This window comes from Mycobacterium sp. 1245852.3, from assembly GCF_001669335.1.
In the GTDB taxonomy this organism is placed as follows: Bacteria; Actinomycetota; Actinomycetes; order Mycobacteriales; family Mycobacteriaceae; genus Mycobacterium; species Mycobacterium europaeum_A.
The window spans coordinates 1-1,678 of sequence record NZ_LZLL01000145.1; the positions used below are offsets into that span (position 1 = coordinate 1).

Sequence of the window (1,678 nt, forward strand, 5' to 3'; positions counted from 1 at the left end):
CGCGGCGCTCAACGCCACCGCCGCGCTGCCAACCGCAACGCCCAATTTGCTCAACGACAGCCTCATGTGTGGACACCTTCCCCAGTTAATGCACCGCTATTACGGCGAGAACATCTGCCCAGCGGTTGCCGTCCTTCGGTTGAGATTACCAGGCCCCGCGAGCGTGCCTGCAACACAACGGATATCGCACACCACCGCCCGGGCGTTACTCTTCGCAGGTCAGCGGCTTGCCAGCGGTGTTCGCCGTCGGCGAAACGGGGGCCGGTCACAGGCTCCGAGACTGTCGGTCTTAAATCGGTATTTCGACAGGCGCGCCAAATGGTTGACCTGTATCTGCAACGTCTAGTATCAGTAACCGAAAGCTTCACCGGATGCGGTCGGACGCGCGCCGGTGCGAGCTGAACGCCCAGCCCACAGTTGAGCCCAGCAGCTGGCTTAGTACATGGAGGAGACGTCTGTGACGTACACGATCGCCGAACCCTGTGTCGACATCAAGGACAAAGCCTGTATCGAGGAGTGCCCCGTCGACTGCATCTATGAAGGCGCTCGGATGCTCTACATCCACCCCGACGAATGCGTCGACTGCGGGGCGTGCGAGCCGGTCTGCCCCGTCGAAGCGATCTACTACGAAGACGATGTGCCGGACCAGTGGAGCCAGTACACGCAGATCAACGCCGACTTCTTCGCCGAGCTGGGATCGCCCGGCGGCGCGGCCAAGGTCGGCTTGACCGAGAACGACCCGCAAGTGGTCAAGGATCTGCCGCCGCAGGGCGAGGGCGACTGAGCGGCCCGGTGCCCCACCAGCTCAAAAAGCGCCGGCCGGCGGTGTCGGCGGCCCTGCCCGAGTTCCCCTGGGACACGCTGGCCGACGCGAAGGCGCTGGCCGGCGCCCATCCGGACGGCATCGTCGACCTCTCGGTCGGCACCCCGGTCGACCCCGTTGCCCCGGTGATCCAGGAGGCGCTGGCCGCCGCCGCGTCGGCGTCGGGCTATCCCGCCACCGCCGGCACCGCCCGGCTGCGCGCATCGGCGGTCGCCGCGCTGGACCGCCGGTTCGGCATCGCCGGGCTGGGCGAGGCGGCGGTGCTCCCGGTGATCGGCAGCAAGGAGCTCATCGCCTGGCTGCCCACGCTGCTGGGCCTGGGCCCCGCGGACGTCATCGTGGTGCCCGAGCTGGCGTATCCGACCTATGACGTCGGGGCCCGGCTGGCCGGGGCGCGGGTGCTGCGCGCGGATTCGCTGACCCAGCTGGGTCCGCAATCGCCGTCCTTGTACTACCTGAACTCGCCGAGCAACCCGACCGGACGTGTCCTGGGCGTCGATCACCTGCGCAAGGTGGTCGGCTGGGCCCGCGACCGGGGCTGCCTGGTGGCCTCCGACGAGTGCTATCTGGGGCTGGGCTGGGACGACCAGCCGCTGTCGATCCTGCACCCCTCGGTCTGCGACGGCGACCACACCGGCCTGCTCGCGATCCACTCCCTATCGAAGAGCTCGTCGCTGGCGGGCTACCGGGCCGGGTTCGTCGCCGGGGACCCCGAGCTGGTCGACGAGCTGCTGGCCGTGCGCAAGCACGCCGGGATGATGGTGCCCACGCCGGTGCAGGCGGCCATGGTGGCGGCCCTCGACGACGACGCCCACGAACTGGCACAGCGGCAACGCTATGAGCGCCGCCGCGCGG

The 1,678-nt window shown here is 68.7% G+C and carries 2 protein-coding genes and 1 pseudogene; 2 read left to right on the top strand and 1 reads right to left on the bottom strand.

The window, feature by feature from the left end:
• Positions 1 to 66: pseudogene (locus A9W96_RS31250) on the bottom strand (hemophore-related protein); the annotation flags it as partial.
• Between the two features lie 391 nt (positions 67 to 457).
• Between A9W96_RS31250 and fdxA the strand changes: the two are divergent.
• On the top strand, positions 458 to 784 hold the full coding sequence (gene fdxA / locus A9W96_RS06540) for a ferredoxin (RefSeq protein WP_003875467.1): 327 nt from the start codon (positions 458 to 460) through the stop codon (positions 782 to 784).
• A gap of 41 nt (positions 785 to 825) precedes the next feature.
• The coding region (dapC, locus tag A9W96_RS06545; RefSeq protein ID WP_156765135.1) for a succinyldiaminopimelate transaminase at positions 826 to 1,678 on the top strand (853 nt) is incomplete at its 3' end.